20 protein-coding genes and 1 tRNA gene are annotated in these 23,941 nt (G+C 69.2%); 10 read left to right on the forward strand and 11 right to left on the reverse strand.

Annotated elements, in window-relative coordinates; translation table 11 throughout:
• Positions 1 to 141: 141 nt before the first annotated feature.
• Both RBT54_RS09685 and RBT54_RS09690 read left to right on the forward strand, forming a co-directional pair.
• Positions 142 to 1,080: a phosphate/phosphite/phosphonate ABC transporter substrate-binding protein gene (locus RBT54_RS09685; protein WP_320366599.1), complete on the forward strand. Its 939-nt coding sequence runs from the start codon at positions 142 to 144 to the stop codon at positions 1,078 to 1,080.
• The gene (locus tag RBT54_RS09690) at positions 1,077 to 3,044 is read left to right on the forward strand and encodes a diguanylate cyclase domain-containing protein (RefSeq protein ID WP_320366601.1); all 1,968 of its coding nucleotides are present in this window, start codon (positions 1,077 to 1,079) and stop codon (positions 3,042 to 3,044) included. The genes RBT54_RS09685 and RBT54_RS09690 overlap by 4 nt, the downstream gene beginning before the upstream one ends.
• A gap of 9 nt (positions 3,045 to 3,053) precedes the next feature.
• Here the strand turns inward: RBT54_RS09690 and RBT54_RS09695 are convergent, their stop codons facing one another.
• The 3 genes from RBT54_RS09695 to RBT54_RS09705 form a co-directional block, all read right to left on the reverse strand.
• Positions 3,054 to 3,710, reverse strand: coding sequence for an alpha/beta hydrolase (locus RBT54_RS09695; RefSeq protein WP_320366603.1), 657 nt, complete (start codon positions 3,708 to 3,710; stop codon positions 3,054 to 3,056).
• Positions 3,707 to 4,030, reverse strand: a complete 324-nt coding sequence (locus tag RBT54_RS09700; RefSeq protein WP_320366605.1) for a (2Fe-2S) ferredoxin domain-containing protein — start codon at positions 4,028 to 4,030, stop codon at positions 3,707 to 3,709. Before RBT54_RS09700 ends, RBT54_RS09695 begins: the two co-directional genes overlap by 4 nt.
• A gap of 68 nt (positions 4,031 to 4,098) precedes the next feature.
• Positions 4,099 to 5,208, reverse strand: coding sequence for a VanZ family protein (locus RBT54_RS09705; protein ID WP_413788436.1), 1,110 nt, complete (start codon positions 5,206 to 5,208; stop codon positions 4,099 to 4,101).
• Positions 5,209 to 5,417: 209 nt separating this feature from the next.
• On the opposite strand from RBT54_RS09705, the gene RBT54_RS09710 reads away from it, so the two are divergent.
• From RBT54_RS09710 to RBT54_RS09735, 6 genes are all read left to right on the forward strand, one after another.
• On the forward strand, positions 5,418 to 8,924 hold the full coding sequence (locus RBT54_RS09710) for a transglutaminase family protein (RefSeq protein WP_320366607.1): 3,507 nt from the start codon (positions 5,418 to 5,420) through the stop codon (positions 8,922 to 8,924).
• A gap of 6 nt (positions 8,925 to 8,930) precedes the next feature.
• Positions 8,931 to 11,561: a circularly permuted type 2 ATP-grasp protein gene (locus RBT54_RS09715; protein WP_320366609.1), complete on the forward strand. Its 2,631-nt coding sequence runs from the start codon at positions 8,931 to 8,933 to the stop codon at positions 11,559 to 11,561.
• A gap of 13 nt (positions 11,562 to 11,574) precedes the next feature.
• Positions 11,575 to 12,513: a transglutaminase family protein gene (locus RBT54_RS09720; protein WP_320366611.1), complete on the forward strand. Its 939-nt coding sequence runs from the start codon at positions 11,575 to 11,577 to the stop codon at positions 12,511 to 12,513.
• Positions 12,514 to 12,661: 148 nt separating this feature from the next.
• Positions 12,662 to 14,092 carry a circularly permuted type 2 ATP-grasp protein gene (locus RBT54_RS09725; RefSeq protein WP_320366755.1) on the forward strand — a complete coding sequence of 477 codons (1,431 nt, stop codon included), beginning with the start codon at positions 12,662 to 12,664 and terminating at the stop codon, positions 14,090 to 14,092.
• Positions 14,093 to 14,144: 52 nt separating this feature from the next.
• Positions 14,145 to 15,092 (forward strand): alpha-E domain-containing protein, encoded by a 948-nt coding sequence (locus tag RBT54_RS09730; protein WP_320366613.1) that lies wholly within the window; start codon positions 14,145 to 14,147, stop codon positions 15,090 to 15,092.
• A 52-nt stretch (positions 15,093 to 15,144) separates the two neighbouring features.
• A complete protein-coding gene (locus RBT54_RS09735; RefSeq protein ID WP_320366615.1) occupies positions 15,145 to 15,924 on the forward strand; it encodes a proteasome-type protease in 780 nt (259 codons plus the stop codon).
• Here RBT54_RS09735 and RBT54_RS09740 read toward each other — a convergent pair.
• Positions 15,921 to 16,574 (reverse strand): hypothetical protein, encoded by a 654-nt coding sequence (locus tag RBT54_RS09740; protein ID WP_320366617.1) that lies wholly within the window; start codon positions 16,572 to 16,574, stop codon positions 15,921 to 15,923. The two genes, RBT54_RS09735 and RBT54_RS09740, sit on opposite strands and share 4 nt — an antisense overlap.
• 134 nt (positions 16,575 to 16,708) lie before the next feature.
• Here RBT54_RS09740 and RBT54_RS09745 point away from each other — a divergent pair, with 134 nt between their 5' ends.
• Both RBT54_RS09745 and RBT54_RS09750 read left to right on the forward strand, forming a co-directional pair.
• Positions 16,709 to 17,290: a phasin family protein gene (locus RBT54_RS09745; RefSeq protein WP_320366619.1), complete on the forward strand. Its 582-nt coding sequence runs from the start codon at positions 16,709 to 16,711 to the stop codon at positions 17,288 to 17,290.
• A gap of 174 nt (positions 17,291 to 17,464) precedes the next feature.
• Positions 17,465 to 18,076 carry a hypothetical protein gene (locus tag RBT54_RS09750; protein WP_320366621.1) on the forward strand — a complete coding sequence of 204 codons (612 nt, stop codon included), beginning with the start codon at positions 17,465 to 17,467 and terminating at the stop codon, positions 18,074 to 18,076.
• A 32-nt stretch (positions 18,077 to 18,108) separates the two neighbouring features.
• Here the strand turns inward: RBT54_RS09750 and RBT54_RS09755 are convergent, their stop codons facing one another.
• The 7 genes from RBT54_RS09755 to RBT54_RS09785 all read right to left on the reverse strand — a co-directional run bounded on the left by RBT54_RS09755 (position 18,109) and on the right by RBT54_RS09785 (position 23,729).
• Positions 18,109 to 19,245, reverse strand: coding sequence for a hypothetical protein (locus RBT54_RS09755; protein ID WP_320366631.1), 1,137 nt, complete (start codon positions 19,243 to 19,245; stop codon positions 18,109 to 18,111).
• Entirely contained in the window at positions 19,242 to 20,378 is a 1,137-nt protein-coding gene (locus RBT54_RS09760) for a hypothetical protein (protein WP_320366632.1), read from the reverse strand. The genes RBT54_RS09755 and RBT54_RS09760 overlap by 4 nt, the downstream gene beginning before the upstream one ends.
• On the reverse strand, positions 20,378 to 21,073 hold the full coding sequence (locus tag RBT54_RS09765) for a hypothetical protein (protein ID WP_320366634.1): 696 nt from the start codon (positions 21,071 to 21,073) through the stop codon (positions 20,378 to 20,380). The genes RBT54_RS09760 and RBT54_RS09765 overlap by 1 nt, the downstream gene beginning before the upstream one ends.
• Before the next feature lie 711 nt (positions 21,074 to 21,784).
• Positions 21,785 to 21,860: transfer RNA gene (locus RBT54_RS09770), tRNA-Lys, on the reverse strand.
• 99 nt (positions 21,861 to 21,959) lie between these two features.
• Positions 21,960 to 22,511, reverse strand: a complete 552-nt coding sequence (gene ruvC, locus RBT54_RS09775) for a crossover junction endodeoxyribonuclease RuvC (protein ID WP_320366636.1) — start codon at positions 22,509 to 22,511, stop codon at positions 21,960 to 21,962.
• The gene (locus tag RBT54_RS09780; protein WP_320366637.1) at positions 22,508 to 22,825 is read right to left on the reverse strand and encodes a heavy metal-binding domain-containing protein; all 318 of its coding nucleotides are present in this window, start codon (positions 22,823 to 22,825) and stop codon (positions 22,508 to 22,510) included. Before RBT54_RS09780 ends, ruvC begins: the two co-directional genes overlap by 4 nt.
• Positions 22,826 to 22,856: 31 nt before the next feature.
• Complete coding sequence (locus tag RBT54_RS09785) at positions 22,857 to 23,729, reverse strand: DMT family transporter (RefSeq protein WP_413788437.1); 873 nt, start codon at positions 23,727 to 23,729, stop codon at positions 22,857 to 22,859.
• Positions 23,730 to 23,941 lie beyond the last annotated feature (212 nt).

Raw genomic sequence — 23,941 nt, forward strand, 5'->3', positions numbered from 1 at the left:
GGAGGCTGTCGCGGCCGCCGGGCGGGCCCTTGAGCGCGCAGGGCCGGCACCTGAACCGGCCGATTGTCGTGGCGTGACACACGATACGCCGCGCTGTATTTGCCGTATCGGCGCCGATGCCGATATCCATACAATGCAATCATGGCGTCGATATGCATTCTCCCCTTCACGCGTCGCCGTTTTCTGGGGGCGGCTGCGGCGTGGCCGCTCGGCCTGCTTGCGGGCTGTGGGCGCCATGAACAGACCGTGGGGCCGGTTTACCAGACGGCGCCAGGGGACGGGTCGGGCGCCGCGTCATATCGGCTGGCGGTGCATCCGCTGCACAACCCGACCAAGCTGCTGCAGCGCTACGGCGAACTCGCCGATTACCTCAGTGCCCGGCTCGAGACCGCGCACATCGGCATCGAGGCCTCGAACGACTACGCGCATTTCGAGGACAAGGTCGTCGGGCGCGCGCCGCACTTGCTGCTGCCCAATCCGTACCAGGCCTTGCGGGCGCTGGATCATGGCTATCGCGTGATTGCGGAGGCGGGCGACAGCGCCGACTTTCGCGGCCTCTTCATCGCACGCCGCGACCGTGTGCCGGCGACGCCCGCCGAGCTGCGCGGGCAGGTGCTGTGCTATCCGGCGCCCACCGCATTGGCCGCGGCGATGCTGCCCCAGCTCTGGCTGGCGCAGCAGGGGCTGGATGTGCGGGCCGAGACGCAGAGCGTCTACGTCGGCTCGCAGGAGTCCGCCATTCTCAGTGCGCACCGCGGCGAGTGCGCGCTGGGGGTGACCTGGCCGCTGCCGTGGCGCGCGTTCCAGCGCACCCACCCGACCGAGGCCGCCGAACTGGTGGTGGTGTGGGAGACGGATCCGCTGATCAACAACGCGGTGATGGCGCGCGACGACCTGTCGCCCGTGTTCGTTGCCAGCGTGCGGAAAGTGCTGCTCGACATGGCGACGCAGGATGCCGGCCGTGCGCTTCTGGAGCACCTGGAGATCGCGCGCTTCAACCCCGCCGACGGTGCGCGCTACCGCGACGCCATGGAGCGCTTTCTCGACGATTACAGGGCGAAGGTGGGAGACCTGCCATGAAGCTGCATGAATGGCTGTTCGGCACCGTCCGCCGCCAACTTACGGTCGGTGTTGCCCTGGTGCACGCGGTGATGATGAGCGTGTTCGTGTTCGACCTGGTGATGCGCCAGCAGGACGTGCTGCAGGCGCGGCAGGTGGACGAGGCGCGCAGCCTGGCGCGCACGCTGGCCTTGTCCGCGCGCGCCTGGGTGCTGACGCGCGACCTGGCCGGTCTCGCCGAGCTCACCCGGATCGACGGTGAGAACGGCGTCGAATACATGATGCTGACCGACGGCCGTGGCGAGGTGCTCGCGCACACCGAGCCGGGGCGGGTGGGGCAGCACGTTGTCGACATGGGGACGCTGCTCGAGCGGCCTGAACCACGGGCGGTGGTACTCGGTGCCAGCCCGAAGCTGGCCGACGTGGTCGCGCCGGTGGTCGCGGCAGGCCGCGTGGTGGGCTGGGCACGGGTCGGCGTGGGGCAGGGCGAGCATGCCGGCATGGCTGCGGCGATCTTGCGCGACGGCATGTTCTACACCCTGTTGGCCATCGCGGTCGGGACGCTGCTGGCGCTGCTGATGGCGCGCGCGATCACCGCCCGCCTGCAGAAGATCCGTGCTGCTGCCGATGCCGTGCGTGAGGGTCAGCACGAGCTGCGTGTGCCCGACGACGGGCGCAGGGACGAAGTCGGGGCGGTGGCACGCGGCTTCAACGCCATGCTCGATGCGCTCGCGTACAAGCGCAGCCTCCTGCGCACCCTGGTCGAGACCCTGCCCGATATGGTGTGGATGAAGGACGTCGAGGGGCGCTACCTGCTGTGCAATCCGTCACTCGAGCGTGTCTTCGGCCGTCCGGAGGCGGAGGTCCTCGGCAAGACCGATCACGAGCTCCTGGCGGCCGACTTCGCCGACCATCTGCGCCTGCATGACCGACGCGCGATCGCCGCCGGCCAGCCGGTGCGCAACGAGGAATGGGTGAGCTTGGCCGACGACGGTCGGCGCGTGTTTCTCGAGACGGTGAAGGCGCCGATCTACAACGCCGAAGGACAGTTGCTCGGCGTGGTCGGAATCGCCCGCGACTACACCGAGCGCCTGCTCGCGGCCGAGCAGTTGCGCCTGTCGGCGAGCGTATTCGCGGTCTGCCTCGAGGGCATCGTCATCACCGACGCGGAGAACCGCATCATCGACGTCAACCCGGCCTTCACCCGTATCACCGGCTTCGAACGCGCCGAGGTCATGGGGCGCACGTCCGCCTTCCTGTCATCGGCGCGGCACGGGGCGGACTTCCACGCGGCGGTGTGGCAGGCCTTGCGCGAGGATGGTCTGTGGCGCGGCGAGATGTGGACGCGCGGCAAGTGCGGCACCGAGTTTGCCCAGCAGGCCTCGATTGCCGCCCTGCGTGACGACGCGGGGAAGATCACCCATTACATCCAGGTGTTCACCGACATCAGCGACCTCAAGGCGCACGAGGCCGAACTCGACGAGATCGCCCACCACGACCCGCTCACCGGCCTGCCCAACCGTCGCCTGCTGCGCGACCGGATTGGCCAGGCGCACGCCCAGGCCGCGCGCGGCCGCCACAGGCTCGGGGTGGCACTGGTCGATCTGGACGACTTCAAGCCGATCAACGACAGCCTCGGCCACGAGGCCGGTGACCGCGTGCTGCGCACGGTCGCGGAGCGGCTCGGGCACTGTCTGCGCGGTGGTGACACGGTCGCCCGCCTGGGCGGCGACGAGTTCGTGCTGCTGCTGGTAAACCTGGTCGATGTCGAAGAGGCCGGACAGGTGCTCGATCGCGTGCTGCATGCTGTGGCGCAGCCGATTGCGCTCGGCGGGCGCGAGGTCCAGGTCAGTGCGAGCATCGGGCTGACGGTGTTCCCGGACGACTCCGCCGACCCCGACACCCTGCTGCGCCACGCCGATGCGGCGATGTACCGCGCAAAGGAGGCGGGGCGCAACACTTGGCGCTTGTACGGCGCGGAATAGGGAAGTCCCTTACGCCGGATCGACGTTGCGTGCGATCAGGTCGCGGATCAGGTGCAGCTTGCCGTGGAAGAAGTGGTCGGCGCCGGGGATCACGATGATCGGCTGCTCCTGCGGGCGCGCCCAGTCGAGCACGTTGGCGAGCGCCACGGTGTCGTCGTTCTCGCCGTGGATGACGAGCGCCGGGATGTTCTTCGGCAGCGCCGGCGTGTCGTAGCTGCGCCCGCTGCCGGTGGTGTCGCCCGCGGCCATGCCGACCAGCACGAGCTGGCGCGGCGGCGCGATGCCCTCGGCAAGGCGGTTGGCCACGCGCACCTGCACGTAGCCGCCGAAGGAGAAGCCGCCGAGCGCCAGCGGCAGCGCGCCCCAGCGCGACTCCGCCCAACTGATCACCGACAGCATGTCCTCGGTCTCGCCTTCACCGTGGTCGTGCTCGCCCTCGCTCTGGCCCACGCCGCGAAAGTTGGGGCGGATCACCGCGAAGCCGAGGTCACGGTAAGCGCGCGCCAGCGTGTGCGCGACCTTGTTGGTGTTGGCGCCGCCGAAGAGCGGGTGCGGGTGGCAGACCAGCGCAATGCCCTTGACCGTCGCGGGCGCATCGATCAGCGCCTCGATGTTGCCGGCATGGCCGCGCAGCAGGGCGGATTCGGTGGGCAGCGGGCGGGTCATTGGGCGTCCTCCGGCAGGCGCAGGCGCTCGACGATGCGGTCGTGCACCAGATGGCTGTCGATGATCTCGTCGATGTCGTCCTTGTCGACGTAGGTGTACCAGACGTTGTCGGGATAGACCACGATCACCGGGCCGTCGTCGCAGCGCCCGAGGCAGCCGGCCTTGTTGACGCGCACGCTGCCCTTGCCCTTGAGGCCGAGCGCGGCGGTGCGTTCCTTGGCGTAGGTCTGTAGCGCGCTCGCCTGGTGGTCGTTGCAGCAGGACTCGCCCGCCGCGCGCTGGTTGCAGCAGAAGAAGACGTGATGTTTGAAGTAGCTCATGCGGTCTCTCGGGTGGATGGTGCAGCGCCGCCATCGACATGCGGCGCCGGGGTGCGGAGATGCCCGGATTATAGGCGGCGCTCGGCGCGCGCGGGCGGGCCGCCGAGGTGCTCGCCGCGCCACAGGCCGAGCGCCGACAGGTAGGCGAGCGCCACGTAGGGCCACAGGCTGTCGACCAGCCCGGTGAGGCCGTGGAAGTTGAGCACGTTGCTGAAGCCGGCGAGCTGACGCTCATAGGGCAGGTAGGGGTTCTCGGGGATCAGGTTCACCAGCGCGGTGGCCAGCAGCAGGCTGGTGCCGGCGATGGCGTGCTGGGCCAGGCGCGGCAACAGCAGGCAGGGCAGCAGCACCGCACTACCGATGAGCAGGCCGCGCCCGGCGCCCGGCGTGAGCCAGGCCAGCGGCGCGGCGGGGCTGAAGAAGGCCCACGTCGCCAGCGCCTTGGCACCGACCCCGAGCACGAGCACGAGCACCACCGGCAACGGATTGGCGCCGCGCGTCATGCAGCGCGTGAACAGGCCCACCGCCACCAGCGCGCTCGCGGTCAGCGCGGTGTCGAAGGCGATGAAGCGCTCGGCGCGGAAGGGCAGCGGCGTCGGGATGTCGAGCAGGCTGCGGATGTCGCCGCTGGAAAACAGCAGATCGGTGGCGCTGAGCTGGCCGAGCAGCCACAGCACCAGCAGCAGCAGGCCGACCTCGCCGGTGCGCCCGGGGATCACGTAGCCGGTGCGCCAGCGGTGAAGGCGTCCCTGGGGGCCGAACACGGCCGCCCCCCAGCGCGCGCCGAAGAGCGCGCCGATGAGCGCACCGGCAATGTTGCCGCCGAGGTCCAGGTTGCTGGCGATGCGGGCGGGCAGGAAGTTCTGCGTCGCCTCCAGCCCCAGGCTGAGCAGGCCGGCGAGCAGCGTGGCCGTCATCACCTTGCGCGCGAACGCCAGGTTCGCGGGCAGCGCGGCGGCGAACAGCAGGCCGAGCGGCAGGTAGCCGACGATGTTGAAGATGAAGTCTTCGAGGATGAAGTACTTTGGCCACGGCGCCCACAGCCAGTCGAAGGGCGGCAGCCCGCTGTCGCGCCAGCCGGTCAGCGGATGCAGGCAGGCATAGGCGACGAGCAGGGCGTAGGCGAGAGCGAGAGGGCGGGCGAGCGAGTGGGCGGGCCGGGCAGGCATGAGGGGCATTGTGCCAGCTTGGGCAAGGGCGATCACCCCGCATGGGCCGTTGCACCATGCTGGTGCGCGGCTTGCGCAAATGGTGCGTCGTGCGCGCGGCCAACCGGCGCGCGGATGCGCGCAGCGCCTGCGATTCGCGCCGATGGGCGTAGCCTTTGCCGGTAGCACGCTTCTTGCTGGAGTAGCGCGTTGCCCAATACGCCGCCTGCGAGGCCCCTGTGTCCATCCACGTCAAGCTGAACCACGTCACGCATTACCGCTACGACCGCCCGGTGAGTCTGTCGCCGCAGGTCGTGCGCCTGCGCCCGGCGCCGCACTGCCGCACGCCGATCCTGGCCTATGCGCTCAAGGTCGAGCCCGCCGGCCACTTCATCAACTGGCAGCAGGACCCGCAGGCCAATTACCTCGCGCGGCTGATGTTCCCGGACAAGACCACCGAGCTGCGCATCGAGGTCGACCTGGTGGCCGAGCTGTCGGTCATCAACCCCTTCGACTTCTTCCTCGAGCCGGCGGCCGAGAAGATTCCCTTTGCCTACGATGCGGCGCTGGGCGTCGACCTGGCGCCCTATCTCGCCAAGGCACCGGCGCCGGCGCTGGGGCCGAAGTTCCTCGACTACCTCGAATCCATCCCACGCGAGCCCACGGCCAGCGTCGATTTCCTGGTCGCGCTCAACCAGCGCCTGCAGCACGACATCGGCTACCTGGTGCGCCTGGAGCCGGGCGTGCAGACGCCGGAAGAGACGCTGACCCTGGCGAGCGGCTCGTGCCGCGATTCGGCCTGGCTGCTGGTGCAGTTGCTGCGCCACCTCGGGCTGGCGGCGCGTTTCGTGTCGGGCTATCTGATCCAGCTCACGCCCGACGTGAAGTCGCTCGATGGCCCTTCCGGTACCGAGGTGGACTTCACCGACCTGCACGCCTGGTGCGAGGTGTATCTGCCCGGCGCGGGCTGGGTCGGGCTCGACCCCACCTCCGGGCTCTTTGCCGGCGAGGGCCACATCCCGGTGGCGTGCACGCCCGAGCCCTCGTCCGCTGCGCCGATCACCGGTTTCAGTGACGAGTGCGAGTGCGAATTCGAGCACCACATGACGGTCGAGCGCGAGTGGGAGGCGCCGCGCGTCACCAAGCCCTACAGCGATGAACAATGGGCGGCGATCGAGGCCCTCGGCCACCACATCGACGGCGACCTCACCGCCCACGACGTGCGCCTGACCCAGGGCGGCGAGCCGACCTTCGTGTCGCTCGACGACCGCGACGGCGCGGCCTGGAACAGCGACGCGCTCGATCCGCAGGACCGTGACACCAGCAAACCGAGCAAGCGCACGCTGGCCGAGAACCTGATGTTCCGCCTCAAGGACCACTATGCGCCGCACGGGCTGCTGCACTTCGGCCAGGGCAAGTGGTACCCGGGCGAGCAGTTGCCGCGCTGGTCGCTGAACTGCTACTGGCGGCGCGACGGCGAGCCGATCTGGCGCAATCCGGACCTGTTCGCGCGCGAACTCTCGGGCACCGCCGTGGATGAGGCGATGGCCGGCCGCTTCCTCGCTCGCGTCGGCGAGCGCCTGGGCGTCGACACGCAGTGGATGATGCCGGCCTTCGAGGACGCCTGGTACTACCTGTGGCGCGAGCGCCGGCTGCCGGCCAACGTCGACCCGCACGATTCGCGCGTCGATGACGCACTCGAGCGCGGGCGCCTGGCCAAGGTCTTCGAGCAGGGGCTGAAGGCGGTCATCGGCCATGTGCTGCCGATCGTGCGCAAGCATGGCGCGGACCAGACCATGCGCTGGCAGAGCGGGTCGTGGTTCCTGCGCAGCGAGCGCCTGTACCTGATCCCCGGCGACTCGCCGATCGGCTACCGCCTGCCGCTGGATTCCCAGCCGTGGGCGGACAAAGGCGACTACCCGTGGATTCACCCCGCCGACCCGAACCAGGCCTTCCCCACCTTGCCGGCCCACGCCGAGCTACGCCAGCAGGTGCGCCCCGATGGCGTCAGTGCTGACACGGGCCCGGGTCTCACCGTCGGCGCCGACAGCGGCCTCGGTTTCGTGGCGCACAGCGGCGGATGGACGGCCGGCCGCGCCGAGCACGCCGGTTTGCGCGGCACGCAGGGCGAGGCCGCCGTTCCGCTGCCCGGTGCCGCGGAGGCTGCGCTTGCGACCCGCGACGAGCGCATCGACCCCACGCGCCGCCCGGCGCCCTTCGAATCCGCCGCCTGGATCACCCGCAGCGCGATGTGTGCCGAGCCGCGCGGCGGCTTGCTCTACCTCTTCATGCCGCCGACGGTGGCGCTCGAGGACTATCTCGAGGTCGTCGCCGCCATCGAGGCCACGGCCGAGGAGTTCGCGATCCCGGTCGTGCTCGAAGGCTACGAGCCGCCGTCGGACCCCCGGCTGGCGAGTTTCCGCATCACCCCCGACCCCGGCGTGATCGAGGTCAACGTGCATCCCGCGGCCAACTGGAACGAGCTCGTCGAGCGCACCACCACGCTCTACGACGAGGCCCACCAGTCGCGCCTGTCGACCGAGAAGTTCATGCTCGACGGCCGCCACACCGGCACCGGCGGCGGCAACCACTTCGTGCTCGGCGGCGCCACCCCGGCCGATTCGCCCTTCCTGCGCCGGCCCGACCTGCTGCGCAGCCTGGTGAGCTACTGGCACAACCATCCCAGCCTGTCCTACCTGTTCTCGGGCATGTTCATCGGCCCGACCTCGCAGGCGCCGCGGGTGGACGAGGCGCGCCACGACTCGGTGCACGAACTCGAGGTCGCCTTCCAGCAGATGCCGGAGCCAGGCGCCCAGGTGCCGCCGTGGCTGATCGACCGCCTGCTGCGCAACCTGCTGATCGACGCCACCGGCAACACCCATCGCGCCGAGTTCTGCATCGACAAGCTGTACAGCCCGGACGGCCCCACCGGCCGGCTCGGCCTGCTCGAGCTGCGCGCCTTCGAGATGCCGCCGCACGCGCGCATGAGCCTCGCTCAGCAACTGCTGCTGCGCGCGCTGATCGCGCGCTTCTGGCAGCAGCCTTACGCGCCGGGTCGGCTACGGCGCTGGGGCACCGAGCTGCACGACCGCTTCCTGCTGCCGCACTGGCTGGCGGAGGATTTTCGCGATGTCGTCACCGAGCTGCGCGAGTTCGGCTACCCGGTGGCGTTCGACTGGTTCGCGCCGCACTTCGAGTTCCGCTTCCCCAGGTTCGGCGAATTCGCTGCGCGCGGCGTGCACGTCGAGCTGCGCATGGCGCTCGAGCCCTGGCACGTGATGGGCGAGGAGGGCGCGCCCGGCGGTACCGTGCGCTACGTCGATTCCTCGGTGGAGCGCCTGCAGGTGAAGGTCTCCGGGCTCAACGACGACCGTCATGTACTCGCCTGCAACGGCCGCGCGCTGCCGCTGCAGCCGACCGGCACGGTGGGCGAGTTCGTTGCCGGCGTGCGCTACCGCGCCTGGCAGCCGCCGTCCTGCCTGCATCCGACCATCGGCGTGCATGCGCCGCTGATGTTCGACCTGGTCGACGGCTGGATGGAGCGCTCGATGGGCGGCTGCGTGTATCACGTCGCCCATCCGGGCGGGCGCAACTACGAGACCTATCCGGTCAACCCCTACGAGGCCGAAGGCCGCCGCCTGGCGCGCTTCACCACCACCGGCCACACCCCTGGTCGCATCGCGCCGGCAGCAGCCGAGCGCAACGCCGACTTCCCCTTCACCCTCGACCTGCGTCGCCAAGGCTGACAAACCATGCAGGTCCAGCCGCACAGCCCGCCCGAACTGCTCACCGCCTACGCCGCGCGCCCCGACCGCTACGACGAGCTCTGCCAGCGCATCGGCAGCGTGATCGTGGTGCGGCCGCACTGGCGCGAGTTCCACCGCGCGCTCGAGGCGATGCCGCCGGGCGAACTGGCGGCGCGCCGTGCCGCACTGCGCCGGCAGATCCACGAGAACGGCATCACCTACAACGTGTATGCCGACCCGCGCGGCTTCGAGCGGCCGTGGGAGCTCGACCTGCTGCCCTACATTCTGCCGGCGGCGGAGTGGGCGCAGATCGAAGCGGCGGTGAGCCAGCGCGCGACCTTGCTCAACCGCATCCTCGCCGACCTCTACGGCGAGCAGACCCTGCTCCAGCAAGGGCTGATCCCGCCTGCGCTGATCTACGGCCACAGCGGCTTCCTGCGTCCGCTGGTGGGCGCGAAGCCGCCGCGCGGGCTGTTCCTGCACCTCTATGCGGTGGACCTGGCGCGCTCGCCGGACGGGCGCTGGTGGGTGGTGGCCGACCGCACCCAGGCGCCGTCGGGCGCGGGCTATGCGCTGGAAAACCGCAGCGTGGTGGCGCGCGTGCTCCCCGAGCTCTACCGCGCCGCCGGTGTGGAGCCGCTGGTGCCCTTTTTCGAGGGCTTCCGCGACAGCCTCGCCGAACTCGCGCCGGCCGATGCTGCAGCGGACGACCCGTTGATCGTCGTGCTGACGCCCGGCCCGTACAACGAGACCTACTTCGAGCACGCCTTCCTCGCCCGCGAGCTCGGTTTCCCGCTTGTCGAGGGGCAGGACCTCACGGTGCGTGACGAGAAGGTCTGGCTGCGCACGCTCGACGGCCTGCGGCGGGTGCATGTGATCCTGCGCCGGGTGGACGACATCTGGTGTGATCCGCTCGAGCTGCGCGACGACTCGGCGCTCGGCGTCGCCGGGCTGGTGGCGGCGGTGCGTGCGGGTACGGTGGCGGTGGCCAACGCGCTCGGTAGCGGCATCCTCGAGACCGGCGCGCTACTCGGCTATCTGCCGCGCCTGTGCGAGCACCTGCTCGGGCAGAAGCTGAAGATGCCGTCGGTGGCCACCTGGTGGTGCGGCGAAAAGGCGGCTTGCGACTACACCTTGAAGCACCTGCGCGAACTGGTGGTCAAGCCCGCCTACCCCACGCTCGGCGAGCGCCCGGTGTTCTGCCGCGATCTGCCGGCGGCCGAGCTGGACGCGCTGGCGGCGCGGATCGTCGCCCGGCCCTTCGATTTCGTTGCCCAGGAGATGGTGAACCTGTCGCAGGCACCCGTGCTGGCGGTGAATGGCGAGGCACCGGGCGAGCGCGTCCCGGATCACCTGCAGGATGAGGACCGCCCGCGCGGGCTGGTCGCACGCAACATCGGTCTGCGCGTGTTCGCTGCGGCCGGCCCGGATGGCTTCCGGGTGCTGCCGGGCGGCCTCACCCGGGTCGCCTCCGAGGCCGACATGCGCATCGTGTCGATGCAGCACGGTGGCGGTAGCAAGGACGCCTGGGTGCTCGGCTCCCCTGCCCGGCCGCGCCCGCTGCCGCGAATCGTGCCCGGACAGATCGCGCCGCCGGCGCGCGGCCTGGGCAAGCTCAGCCTTTCGAGCCGGGTGGCCGAGAACTTCTTCTGGCTCGGTCGCTACAGCGAGCGCGCCGATGCCGCTGCGCGCCTGGGCCGGGAGACCCTGGGCCGGCTTGGCGAATCCGGCGGCGGCGGCGAGGGCGGGCCGGGCGAGAGCGGCAACGTCGCGGCGGTGCTCCTTGCGCTGTGCCGGCGGCGCAACATGCTCCCGGCCGAGGCCCCGGATGAGCTTGCCGACGCGGTGCCCGCCGCGCCGCCGGTAGCGCTGGCGCAGGCGCTGTTCGACCCCGCCCTGGACGGCAGCGTGGTGGCCAGCCTGCGCCAGGTGCTGCGCCTGGCGGCCCTGGTGCGCGACCGCCTGTCACCCGATAGTTGGCGCATCTACAACCGGCTGTCGGAGTTCGCGGCTGCGCCCGAGGGCGCGCCCCGCCTCGGCGACGCGCTGCAGCGCCTGGACGAATCGCTGCTGTCGCTGGTCACGCTGTCGGGCTTCGTCATCGAGAGCATGCCGCGTGATGCCGGTTGGCGCTTCCTGTCGATCGGGCGCCGTATCGAGCGCCTGCAGTTTCTCGCCGCGGCGCTGTCGGCGCTGTTGCTGGCACCGTGCGCGGGCGGGCTGAAGGCGCTGCTCGCGGTCACCGATGCCGAGCTGCGCTACCGCAGTCGCCATGCCCGCGGCCTCGCGCCGCAGCCGGTGGCCGAACTGGTGATGCTCGACGGCGACAACCCGCGCGCGCTGCGCTACCAGCTCGACTCGCTCGCCGAGCACGTCGCACTGCTGCCCGACGGTCAGGCGCTGGCGGCTTCCTTGCGGCGCCAGCTCGCGGCGCTGGATGCGCTGGCGCTGTGCGACTGCTTCGTGCATGAATTGTCCGAGCCGCGTGGACGCCCGGTGGCGCGTGATCGGCATTGCGAACCGCTGCAGGCCGTGCTGGCCGACATCTGGCATTGCGGCAACCAGCTTGCCGATGCGCTCGCCCAGCGCTACTTCACCCACCTCGACGCCCGCAGCCGGGCGACCGTGTCGCTGTAGGTGACTGACGGCCATGGCGCTCTACGACGTTGTGCACGACACCACCTACCGCTACGACAGCGCCGTGCTGCTGTCGCAGCAGGTCGCCCACCTGCGCCCGCGCGAACTCGATGGCCAGCACACGCTTACGCACCGGCTGGAGATCGACCCCGCGCCCGCGCAGCGCAGCGAGCGCAGCGACTTCTTCGGCAATCCGGTGACTGCCTTTGCGCTCTACGCGCCGCACGCCGAGCTTGCCGTACATGCGCACAGCCGCATCCGCGTCGCGTCGCCGACCTGGCCCGAACCTGCGGCGAGCCCGCCGTGGGAGACGGCGCGCGACCATCTGCGCGACGGGCTCTCCGGTCACGCGCCACTGCAGGCCGACGCGCGCGACGCTGGCCAGTACCGCTTCGCCTCGCCCTTCGTGGCGCTCGGTGACGAGGCGGTGGCCTATGCCGACTACGCGCTGCAGTGCTTCACCCCCGGTCGGGCGCTGATCGAGGCGTTGCTCGCGCTGTCGGCGCGGATCCATGCCGATTTCCGCTTCGATCCCGAGGCGACCAGCGTCGCCACCCCGGTGGCCGAGGTCTTCGCCGCGCGCAGCGGGGTGTGCCAGGACTTCTCGCACCTGATGATCGCCTGTCTGCGCGCGCTCGGCCTGGCGGCGCGTTATGTGTCGGGCTACCTGCTCACCGAACCGCCGCCCGGGCAGCCACGGCTGATCGGTGCCGATGCCTCGCACGCCTGGGTGGCGGTGTGGTGCCCGGGGCTGGGCTGGGTCGACGTCGATCCCACCAATGACATGCAGCCCGCGGCCGGCCACATCACGCTCGCCTGGGGGCGCGACTATGGCGACGTGTGCCCGCTGCGCGGCGTGATCCTCGGTGGGGGCGGCCATGCAGTGGATGTGGCGGTGACGGTGATGCCGGTGGATGAGGAGCAAAGCGGCACTGTCGATGCACCAGATTGATGCATCGCAAACCATCGTGGTGCGCACCAGGTCGGTGCAGGCCTGTTCGTCCCCGCGCGCCGTGAGGCTTCTACGTGTCTTTGGTGCTTGGCATGCTTTCTGCTGTGGAGTTCGGGACGGGAGTTAAACCATGAGCGCAGACCACAACATGACCGCTGCAAAGCCCTACGACGAAATGCATGCTGCCGATGGCACGGTGCGTGCGCACTACCGGCCCTATGCCGACTGGCTCGAGCAGACGAAACGAGAGTGCATCACGCGTAAGCGCAAGGAGGCCGACATCGCCTTTCACCGCGTCGGCATCACCTTCAATGTCTATGGCGAGGAGGGTGGCAGGGAGCGCCTGATCCCCTTCGACCTGCTGCCGCGCATCATTCCGGGCGACGAGTGGGCTGCGCTCGAGCTCGGTCTGCGCCAGCGGGTGCGCGCCCTCAACGCCTTTCTCGCCGATATCTACCACGGCCAGGAGATCCTGCGCGCCGGCCGCATCCCTGCCGCGCAGGTGCTCAACAATGCCCAGTTCCGTGCGGAGATGAAAGGCGTGGACGTGCCCGGCGGCCTGTACGCGATGATCGCCGGCATCGACCTGGTGCGCGCCGAGGGCGCCGACGGCAAGGGCGAGTACTACGTGCTCGAAGACAACCTGCGCGTGCCGTCGGGGGTGAGCTACCTGCTCGAGAACCGCAAGATGATGATGCGGCTCTTCCCCGACCTGTTCTCGCGCTACGACGTGCACCCGGTCGAACACTATCCCGACCTGCTGCTCGAGACCTTGCGCGCGGTGGCGCCGGCTGGCGTGCGTGACCCCACCGCGGTGCTGCTCACCCCGGGCGCCTTCAACAGCGCCTATTTCGAGCACAGCTTTCTCGCGCAGCAGATGGGGGTGGAGCTGGTCGAGGGCCAGGACCTGTTCGTCAAGGACGACACGGTGTGGATGCGCACCACGCAGGGGCCGAAGCGGGTGGATGTGATCTATCGCCGCCTGGATGACGACTTCCTCGATCCCGAGGTGTTTCGGCCCGACTCGATGCTCGGCGTGCCCGGGCTGATGTCGGCCTACCGCGCCGGCCGCGTGACCCTGGCCAACGCGGTCGGCACCGGGGTGGCCGACGACAAGTCGATCTATCCGTACGTGCCCGAGATGGTGCGCTTCTACCTCGGCGAGGAGCCGATCCTGAACAACGTGCCGACCTACATGCTGCGCGACGCCGAGGATCTCGCTTACACGCTCGCCCATCTGCCCGAGCTGGTGGTCAAGGAGGTCCATGGCGCGGGCGGCTACGGCATGCTCGTGGGGCCTGCGGCGACCAAGGCCGAGATCGAGGAGTTCCGCCTGCGCATCCTCGCCGCGCCGGACAAATACATCGCCCAGCCCACGCTGGCGCTGTCGACCTGCCCGACCTTCGTAGAAGCCGGCGTCGCGCCGCGCCACATCGACCTGCGCCCCTTCGTGCTGTCGGGCGGCAAGGAGATCCGCATGGTGCCCGGCGGACTCACCCGCGTTGCCATGAAGGCCGGCTCGCTGGTGGTCAATTCCTCGCAGGGCGGGGGAACCAAGGACACCTGGGTCGTCAATTGAACAACGCACGCTCGAAGCGCCCGCTGCGCCGCGTCACGTACGGAGAATTTCCATGCTGAGCCGAACCGCTGATCATCTCTACTGGATGGCGCGCTACACCGAGCGCGCCGAAAACACCGTGCGCATGCTCGACGTGTCCTATCGCATGTCGCTGCTGCCCGGTACCAACGGCGGCGACACCGAAGGCTGGTCCGCCATCCTCGACATCAGTGAGCTGTCGGAGGCCTTCACGCGCACCGGCCGGCCGCTCACGGCGCACGATGTGATCGAATTCGTCGTCCTCGACCGCGACAACCCGTCCAGCGTGTGGAACTGCCTGCGCGCCGCGCGCGAGAACGCGCATGCGGTGCGCGGCACGCTGACCGCCGAGATGTGGGAGACGACCAACGCCACCTGGCTCGAGATCCGCGAGGTGACGCCGCAGAAGCTGCAGGGCATGGACCCGGGGGAATTCTTCGAGTGGGTGAAGTTCCGCTCCCACCTGCTGCGCGGGGTGACCTTCGGCACCATGCTGCACGACGAGGCTTTCAAGTTCGTGCGCCTGGGCACCTTCCTCGAGCGCGCCGACAACACCGCGCGCCTGCTCGACGTCAAATACCATAGCCTGCTGCCCAAGGCCGAGGGGCTGACCAGCTCCACCGACTTTTACCAGTGGGGCGCGCTGCTGCGCTCAGTGTCGGCCTTCGAGACCTATCGCCACGTCTATCGCGACGTGATCACGCCTTACAAGGTGGCCGAGTTGCTGATCCTCAACCACGCCATGCCGCGCTCGCTGCACGCCTGCCTGGACGAGATCAACGACATCCTCTGCGACATCGCCAACGTGCACTCGGCTGAGGCCACGCGCCAGGCCGGCGAGCTGCACGCTGCGTTGCATTACGGGCGCATGGACGACATCTTCGAGGCTGGCCTGCATCCGTGGCTGGAGCGCTTCCTGGCGCGCATCAACCGGCTGGGGGACAGTGTTGGCGACATCTTCCTCGTTCCGGTTGCCGCCTGAGCAGGGCCGGCGCAGACTCGCGCCCGATCAATGACGACTTCGGGATGACCGCATGACCTATTGCGTTGCGATGTGCCTCGACGAGGGCCTCGTCTGCCTGTCCGACTCGCGCACGAATGCGGGCGTGGACCACATCAACACCTTCCGCAAGATGACGGTGTTCGAGCGCGCCGGCGACCGCGTGCTGGTGCTGATGAGCGCGGGCAACCTCGCCATCACCCAGGCGGTGATCAGCCTGCTGCGCGAGCACGCCGCGGTGCAGGACCGCGACAGCCTGTGGAACGCGCCGACGATGTTCGAATGCGCGCGCCTGGTCGGCCAGACCATTCGCGGCGTGCACCGCCAGGACGCCGAGGCGCTCCAGCAGTTCGGCGTGGACTTCAGCGCCAGCTTCATCCTCGCCGGCCAGATCGGCGACGAACCGCCGCGGCTGTTCAACATCTACGCCGCGGGCAACTTCATCGAAGCGTCGATCGACACGCCGTATTTCCAGATCGGCGAGTCGAAGTACGGCAAGCCGATCGTCGACCGCATCGTCACCAGCAGTACGTCTCTCGACGAGGCCGCCAAATGCGCGCTGATCTCGATGGACTCGACGATCCGTTCCAACCTGTCGGTAGGGCTGCCGCTCGACCTGCTCGTCTACCGCCGCGACGAGCTGCGCGTCGCCCGCCACCTCAGCGTGGATTGGGACAACCCCTACTTCGACATGATCCACCGGGAATGGGGCGCCAGCCTGCGCAAGGTCTTCAACGCACTGCCCGACCCCGACTGGTCGCGCTGGCCGGTCGAGGACCCGGTGCCGGCGCCGCGCATCGGGGTCGTGTCCTAGGATTGGCGCTGCGCACACAGTGCGCGCGCTTCGTCCTCACTCAGGCTGCGCCCGGGCCAGGGAAGCAGCCCGGGTACTCGTTCGCGGTAGCGCGCGTAGGCCTCGCCGTGGAAGGCGAGCAGCTTCTTCTCCTCGAGCAGTGAGCCCAGCCACAGGTAGAGCGTGATGCACAGCGCGCTCACCAGGCGGGCCTCGTCCATGTCCCGCGTCCACAGGATCACCAGGCCGAGGCTGTACCACGGATGGCGTACGTGCCGATGCAGCGGCGACAGACGCAGACCGCCGGGGTCTTCGGCGGCGCCGTTGCGGCTGGCCCATTGCGCGCTGCCGGCGAACACCGCCATGTCGTAGTAGCGCGTCGACCACACGAAACCGCCCACGGCAGCCAGCGCCAGCCCGTTCGCCACCCAGGCCCAGCCGCCGTCCCACGACCACAGCAGGGGGCCGCGCCAGGCGACGGTGAGCCACAGCGGTGGCACCAGCAGGACCACCGCGAGCACGTTGAACACCAGCCGGTAGCCCGGCGCCAGCCGCGGCCAGCGCGCCGCCACGCTGCGCTTGAGCCACAGCGATGCGAGCAGGGAGTGCAGCACGGCGTAGGCGAGCCAGCACAGCAGCAGGGTGAGGATCTGGGAGAGGGAAAGGCTCATCGGCGGGCTTGTTGTTTCCAGGACAAAAAGTTCAGACAAGGTCAAGAAAGGGCTTGCCTGGATTTATGTTGCAGTGCAACATAGCACTGCACCGACTCAGCGATGCGGTGTCGCCCAACTTAAGGAGTCACACCATGAACACCTCGCCCGAGAAATTCCTCGCCAGCGCCAAGAGCAGCGCCGAAGCCCGTGTCAATGAAGTCGCCGCTGCCAGCGACAGCGTGCTGTCTGCCGTCGAGCACCTGACTGCGCTCAACCTCAACACCACCCGCGCCTTCCTCGACGACGCCATCGCCCTCGGCCAGGCCGTTGCCGCCGCCCGCGACCCGAAGGCGCTCGTCGAACTGCAGATCGGCGCCGTCACCCCCTCGCTGCAAAAGAGCTACACCTACTTCAAGACCGTCGGCAGCCTCGCCGGCCAGACCCAGGCCGACGTGCTCAAGCTCGTCGAAGCCGGTATGTCGCAGTGGCTGCAAAGCGTCATCGTGACCCTCGAGAGCGTCAATCGCAACGTCCCGGTCGGTTCCGAGTTCGCCGTCAAGGCGCTCAAGACCGCGGTCGTCAATGCCTCGTCCGCCTACGAAGGCGCGACCAAGGTGGTGAAGCAGGTCTCCGAGACCGCCCAGGCCAACGCCGACCAGGCCGCCGCGGCGACCGTCGAAGCGGTCAGCAAGACCACCAGCGCCACGGTGTCGATGTTCAAGAGCGCTGCGTAACTGGGCCGCAACCGGCTCTTCTGCCCGGCATTCCAGCGCGAGGCCAGCCCCTTCCACCGGGGGGCTGGCCTCGCGCGTTGACGCGCGGGTACGCGGCCACGCCGCCGCAGTTGCGGGCTGGATCCTGTCCTAGAATGCAGGACCGATTCCGTCCCTTCTACAGGAGCCTGCCCAATGCGTCGCCTTTCCGTCCTCATCGCCGTGCTCACCGCCCTCGGCATGGCCGAGCTCTCCATCCCCCCCTTGGCGCATGCCCAGGGCACGGCGGCCGAGATCCTCGAGCGCGCGCGCGGCCAGGCGCGCGATATCGAGGAACTGCGCAAGGTCCTCAACGGCCCCGACCAGAACATGCGGCTCGCCACCTTCGATGCCATGGTCAAGAGCGGTGACGAGGCGCTGCGCCTGATTGCCTACGAGACGGGCCTCGCCAGCGCAGACAGCGTCATGCGGGCGATGGCCTTCAAGGCTCTGGTGCTGAGCCAGAACAACCTTCACCTGACCCTGACGCCCGATCCGTCCGCGCCCAAGCCCACCCAGGAGGCCTCGGCCGACTACCTGGTCAAGAATGGCAGCGGGCTGGTGGTGCCCATCGATGGCCGCAATCCCGAGTCGGGCTCCTTCAAGGGGAACAACTGGCAGGGGCAGGTCAGCGGCACCGAGCTGATGTTCAGCTACGGCTCACGCGTTAACGGGACGATGAGCCTTCACGACGACAACGCGATTGCGGGCGTGGTTCGCCTGGATTCCGGTCGTACCCAGTTCCTGGCTTCGGCCAAGCTGCGCTGAGCGGCGCGTGGCGGCGGCGCCGCGCCCGAGTCTTACTGGAGCAGGGTGATGCGGCCGAGACTGATCAACTCGCCACCGCCCACCGTGGCGCTGAAGCTGAGCCGCAGCAGTCGGGTACGCAAGGGTGCCAGCGTGACCCGGGCAAGGCCGTCACGATAATCCACGGGCGTCGACACGATCGCGCGCCAGCCCCGTGCGTCACCGCTCAGGTTGATGAACACCTCCACGTTGGCCGGTAGTTGCCCGACGTCGGAGACCCCGCGTCCGTCGAGCACCACGCCGCTGACGGTGACGATGCCATCGCCGGCCTGCAGGTCGATGGTCACGGGCCAGCGTTCGGGAATGCTGGACCAGGGCGGCGCCTCGGCACCGGCGGTGAGATTGGCGGCACGATGGGACTCATCGATCGGAAGCGCGCTCCAGCCGAGGACGCGGGGGCCAGCGCCAGGCGCAGTCTCGGGCGCGGCGGGCAATGCGGGCGCGCCCGCAGTCGGCCCGGCATTCCCTGGCGCCACGTTGGCGGGCGCCAGGGAATTCATCAGATGGGCGTCCACCTTCGACATCAGCGCGTCGATACGCGCCACGGTGCCAATTCCCGAGCGCGCATTCACCGACAGCAGCATGCCGACGCTGACGCCGTCGATCAGCAGCAGGCTGCCACTGAGGCCCTTGCGGATCGGGTTGCCCTGGTGCGTCGGCTGCACGCGCAGCATGCCGCGGCCGTCATCGTCGACGATGGTGACGCCGAGCTGGGCGACCGTGCCGTCGCCGTTGATCGAGCGCAGCGTGCCCAGGCGGCCCTGCTGCAGCAGGCGCTCGATGGAGCGCCGGATGCTCAGCGCGCTCACCCCGCAGTCGGCGCGGATGGCGCCGTCGAGGCGGGCGACACTGAGGTCGTCGCCAAGCTCGGCACTGTCGATGGTCTCGCCGAGCAGGCCCTGCGTGCCTTCGCGCCGCAGCGCGGGCCGTCCGGCCTCGTTCACGACGTGGGTGGGCAGGATCGCGTAGCACTGACCGCCATGATGGGCGAGGAAGGCCTGCCCGATCTCGAGCGCGTTGGCGTCCTGAGTCGTCACCACCGCCTGCTGCGCGGAGACCGGGGCAGCGCAGGGCAAGAGGGCGAGCAGCGCGCTTGCCCACTTTCGCGCGTGCAGGCGGGGGCCTCTCATCGTTCAAGCTCCTGTGTTGGTGGCGAGGACTGGCACCACTCGGCGCGCAGCGTGCGCCAGGCCTCGCGTGGCGAAGGCGCAAGCTCACGGCAGCCAGCAATGCCGCCGAGTACCGTGATCAGCGCGATCAGGATGGCCGACCACATCATCAGCCGACCATCGTGCAGGATGCCGACCCACCATCCCGGCTTGAACTCGTAGCCGCTGTCGCCGAAACGCTCGATGCGGACGCTCTCCGCACGCCCGAAGGCGACCATGCTCAGGCTTGCCGGCCCGTCGCCACCCAGGCGGTCGAAGCGCATGAAGCCCTTGGGATGAAATATGCCACGGCCGTCGTGGCGCTCGAGGCGGACCTGGTCGCCGGGCATCAGGGCCACTTCCTCCACCTGGGAACGCTTCGCGAGCGACTCCTCCGAGGCCGTGAACACCGTGAGCGAGCCCTCGCGCAACATGCTCGCGTCGGACCAGGTCACGTCGCGGCCCACCCGCACGCGCTCGCCGGTGAATGGGAAGACGAGGTCGCGCGGCCGTGCCTCGCCCGCCCAGATCAGGTTGAGGCTGGGCGGCAGGGCGATCTCCTGCCCGGACGTGGCCAGGCGCAGCGGGCCAGGGCCGCGGATCGACATCTGCAGACCGCCATCGCTGCGGGTTTCGAGCGCGACCAGAAGCTGTGCGGGCTCCGCGCCTGGTGTCGTGGCGCCACCTGCCGAGGCGCTGGCTCCGCCCAGCACCAGCACGTGCTCTGCGTCTTCACCGCCCGGCAAGGCGTGGGCCTGCCAGCGCCGCCCGCCGCAGGGCGATGATGCCGCCCGCGGCAGCAGCTCGAGTGGCGCGGGCAGCACCGTGGTGGCGCACACGATGGCGCCCTCGATGCGCCATTGCGTCTCGCGCCCGGCGGAGAGCTCGATGTCGGTGGCCTCGGTCTGCGCGCTGATGCTGAAATACCAGCTCGGCGGGGTACGCAGGTTGAGCGCGAGCAACACGACGATGCCGCCCACCAGCAGCCAGATCGCGAGCACGCCGGCCCACAGCGCCAGCCTCCACACAAAGCTCAGGCTGGCGCCGCAGCGCTGCAACGCAGCCGGCGTCGAGTGCTCGGGCGGGTTCTCGTCCGCCAGCGGTGGCCGGGTCATCAGTCTTGCGGCAGCAGAACGAGCGTCAGCGTCACCGTCGGCATCTCGCGGCCGTAGCGCTCGCGCTCGATACCGACGTCGACACGCTCGCCGCCGCTCGGCCGGGGGATGTCGCACCAATAATCGAAGCTGGTACGCCGACCCTCGGCAATGGGTGTACAGGCGCCTTCCAGGCCCTGTGCTTCGCTGCGATAGAACACGTCGGTCGCGCCGAAGGAGTTGACGAAGACCCGGATCGCGCCAGGCGCCTGATCGCTCGCCGAACCCAGCACGTAGTACAGGTTGGTGCTGAGCTCGCAACTGCCCGCGTTGGCGCGTATGGCGAGGTCGGCAGCGTCGTAGTTGCCGAGGCGGTCGCGCAGATTCGACCGGTACGGCAGCCGCACCGCCTGGCCCGCACCGGCGTCGGGCAGCCTGAAGGTGTTGCGCGAGTAATAGACCCCGTCGCGCGACAGCATCGTCAGGCACACCTGCGGATCCCCGGCCGCGTGCAGCAACAGCAGGCTGTCTGCCGACTTGCCGCCCTGCACCGAGGTGCTGGTCACTCCGACCACCACCGAGCCGCTCACCGCCACGTCGACCTGCTCGGTCTCGAAGAAGGCGCCCACGAGCTCGGCCTCGAGCGGCGGCGCAGACGTTGCCACGCCTGGCAGCGCGGCGAGCAGCGTGCAGGCCAGCAGTTGTCTGGTCCTCATCGTTCTTCTCCTTGTCGTGCCGTTTCTGGCGTGCAGGGCGGTGCCTGTTGCCAAGTTATGAAGAGCAGCGGGAAAACGCAAGCGCTTCGCGCTGGCGCGCGTCACTGCGATTATTCCGATGCGCGGCACCGACGATGAACGGAGCCCCTTATTCAGCTACGTCGACCTGCTTCCTGCCGACGATCACGTCACCACCGGGCAGCCCACCAACGACCGCAGGTTCCGCGTGCGCAACAGTGCGCTGCGAACGGCCGGTTTCTCCCCGGTGGTGAGGCGCGCACGACCCTGGCGTCCGTCACCGACGCGGCGCGCCATGAGCACGCGTCGAGCTACGCGTCCCTTTCCGAGAAGCGCGGCAGCTTCGAGATGATGCGGCGAAAGCAGTATGTCTATCTGCCTGGCGACGTCTTGGACAGTATTGAAGCAGTGGTGCGGGAGTCGTCTGGACTCACGCCGGAGGACGGTTCCGAGGCAAGCCAGGTTTTCGTGCTTTTCGACCCGAGCGCCACAGAAGCTTCGTGTTGTGAGGAAAATTCGAGTGTCGTGAAGATTGTTCGAGTTCAGCGGGTGGGGTGGAGCTGGTACGAACTTCTGGTTGTCGGCCAATGCTGTCGGCCCCCCTGCGCCAGATGAGTGGCAACCAAACGGCAACCAAACCGCCAAAAGCAAAAAGGCCAACCCCGGAGGATTGGCCTAAGTGCTTGTATTCGTTGGTGGGGGCAGTAGGATTCGAACCTACGACCAATTGATTAAGAGTCAACTGCTCTACCAACTGAGCTATACCCCCAATGCCTTGCGGCAGACCGGACTGGCGCCCGATCGAAGAGCGCGAATATTACGCACGTTCCGGGTGCGCCGCAATACACCCGTCACACTTTTCAAGGCCTCAGGCCAGGATGCGCCCCGCGCGTCGTCGGCTGCCCACGCCGGCGAGCCCGCCCAGGCCCTGGCTGCCGTGGGCGTGGCAGATCGCGCACGCCAAGGCGTCGGCTGCATCCGCGCCGGGGCTGGCGTCGAGCAGCAGCAGGCGCTGGACCATGTGCTGCACCTGCTCCTTGTGCGCCTTGCCGTAGCCCACCACCGACTGCTTGACCTGCAGCGCGGTGTATTCCGCCACCGGCAGATCGCAGGACACGGCGCCGCAGATCACCGCGCCGCGCGCCTGGCCGAGCAGCAGGGTGGATTGCGGATTGACGTTGACGAAGACCTTCTCGACCGCGACCACGTCGGGCTGATACGTCGCGATGACCTCGCGCACGCCCTCGAGCAGGGTCTTCAGCCGCCCGGGGAGTTCGCCGTCCTTCGTCTTGATGCAGCCGCTGGCGACGTAGCGCAACTGGGTGCCCAGCTGGTCCACCAGGCCGAACCCGGTGATGCGCAGCCCGGGGTCGAGGCCGAGGATGCGGGTGGCGACCGTACGGCTGGCGGCAGCGGTCAAACCTGCACCGCGGTGCCGCTGACGCACACCATCAGCATGCCGTTGTCGGCGCCGAGGACTTCGTAATCGACGTCGATGCCGATCACCGCGTTGGCGCCGAGTCTCTTCGCGTCGGCTTCCATCTCCTCCATGGCGATGCGGCGCGCGTCGGCGAGCGTGCGCTCGTAGCTGCCGGCGCGGCCCCCGACCACGTTGCGGATCGACGCGAACATGTCCTTGAACAGGTTGGCACCGATGATGGCTTCGCCATTGACCACGCCGAGGTACTGGCGAATCGGCTGGCCGTCGAGGGTCGGGGTGGTGGTCATCAGCATGGCATGCTCCTGGTTGGCTGGGAGCCCGATTCTAGCCCTTGCGCGCCAGCCACACACCCGACACGGCGAGCGCCATGCCGGTGATCGCCAGGGCGGACAAGGTCTCGCCGAACATCGCCCACGCGATCAGGGCGGTGGTCGGCGGGGTGAGGTAGAACAGGCTCGCCACGTTGACCGCGCTGCCGCTGCGGATCAGCAGGTTGAGCAGGCTGATCGCGCCGACCGACAACACCAGCACCAGCCACAGCAGCGCGAAGACGAAGTCGCCGCTCCACGCGATGACCATGGTCTCGGTCTGGCTGGCGATGACGGCGGTGATCGCCAGGCTGGGCAGGAACTGCAGCACCGAACCGGTGCGCAGATCGAAGCGCGGGCAGTAGCGCTTCTGGTACAGCGTGCCGGCGGTGATGCCGAGCAGCGCCGCAAGTGCGGGGATCAGCATGTGGATCAGCGCCTCGGCGTCGACGCCGCCCACGTTCGCCTTGCTGCCGACCACCAGCGCCACGCCGGCGAAGCCGAGCGCGAGCCCGGTCCATTGGCGCGCCGACACGCGTTCGCCGAGCAGCATGCCGGCGAGTGCAGCGGTCAGCAGCGGCTGCATGCCGACCACCAGCGCCGAGATGCCCGCGGGCAGGCCGCGATGGATCGACATGAACACGCCACCCAGATACAGCGCCTGCACCAGCAGCCCGGTGACGCCGATGTGGATCGCCTCGCGCGGGCTCGCCGGCCACGGCGCGCGCATGGCCAGCGCCACCACCCCCATCACGCCGATCACCAGCACGTAGCGCGCGACCAGGAAGGTGAGCGGCTCGGCGTAGGGCAGGCCGTACTTGGCGCCGATGAAGCCGGTGCTCCACAGCAGCACGAACAGCAGCGGGGTCAGGCGGGTGAGGGCGGGCATGGTGTCGATCGGAGGAAAGGTGTGTCGGGCGCGTTACGGTGGTATCGCTCGCGACGCTCCTCGAGAACCTGGGTGGCGGCGGTGGAGATCCGGGCACTGTCTTCGCGGGCAAGCCCGCTCCCACGGTCAGCGGGGGCAGGTGCGCTCGCCCCTGCGCTCCGCACCAAAGAGAAAGCGGCGCCGCGCGCCGCCTTGACCGCTGCGGAACAGCC

The organism is Thauera sp. (genome assembly GCF_034003485.1).
In the GTDB taxonomy this organism is placed as follows: Bacteria; Pseudomonadota; Gammaproteobacteria; order Burkholderiales; family Rhodocyclaceae; genus Thauera.